Source organism: Kocuria sp. CPCC 205231, from assembly GCF_040980965.1.
Lineage (GTDB): Bacteria > Actinomycetota > Actinomycetes > Actinomycetales > Micrococcaceae > Kocuria > Kocuria rosea.
Window position 1 is genome coordinate 1 of the sequence record NZ_JAVKPP010000059.1, and the last position, 934, is coordinate 934.

The 934-nt window shown below is 67.8% G+C and carries 1 pseudogene; it reads left to right on the forward strand.

What is annotated here, in order from left to right:
* Positions 1-72: 72 nt before the first annotated feature.
* A pseudogene (locus RF640_RS18835) lies at positions 73-852 on the forward strand (IS5 family transposase).
* Positions 853-934: the final 82 nt, after the last annotated feature.

Genomic DNA, 934 nt, shown 5'->3' on the forward strand with positions numbered 1-934 from the left:
ATCGTCACCACACCGCCCCGGCGACCGCCGGAGCGGCACTATCAAGCCTCCACTGAACCCGTCACGGGACAGTTGCTGGAACCCTTGATCCCACCGCCCCCGCGGGCGAAGAACGGGCGCACCGGGCGACCGCGCGTGGATGACCGAGCGGCCCTCAACGGCATCCTGTTCGTGGCCGAGCACGGCATCGCCAAAGAAGAAACTGCCCGTGGAGCTGGGCTTCGGCTCCGGGATCACCTGCTGGCGCCGACTGCGCGCCTGGCAGGAGGCCGGGGTATGGGAGAAGCTCCACCACGCCGTCCTCGACCAGCTTGGGCAGGATGGGGCGCTGGACTGGTCGAGAGCGTCTTTGGACTCGGTCAGTGTCCGGGCGAAAAAGGGGGCGAGCTGACCGGGCCCAACCCCACTGACCGCGGCAAACTCGGCACCAAGTACCACCTGCTGGTCACCGCCGACGGGCTGCCTTTGGCAGTGGCGATCACCGGGGCCAACCGGCACGACTCCATGCTCGTGGAGCCAATCCTGGACGGGCTGAGCCCGGTCAAAGGCCCAGGCCGTGGCCGGCCACGGCGCCGACCGGTCAAGTTGCACGCGGACAAGGCCTACGACAACAAGAGGGTGCGCCGCTACCTGCGCCGACGCGGAATTACCGCCCGCATCGCCCGGATCGGGGTGGACTCCAGCGAACGCCTGGGCCGCTACCGCTGGGTCGTGGAACGCACCATCGCCTGGTTACTGGCCTTCCGCCGCCTGGCCATCCGATACGACCGCAGCGCGGCCACGGTCACCGCCGTAGCGACCCTGGCCATCACCGTCATCTGCGCCCGGCGACTGCCCCGCAAAGACTATTGAAACCACTTCTTAGTGTCTGTTCCTAAACCTTTCGGGCGAGGCGTTTGCTGGTGGTGCGGATCATCGCCCAGCGCACCATCGC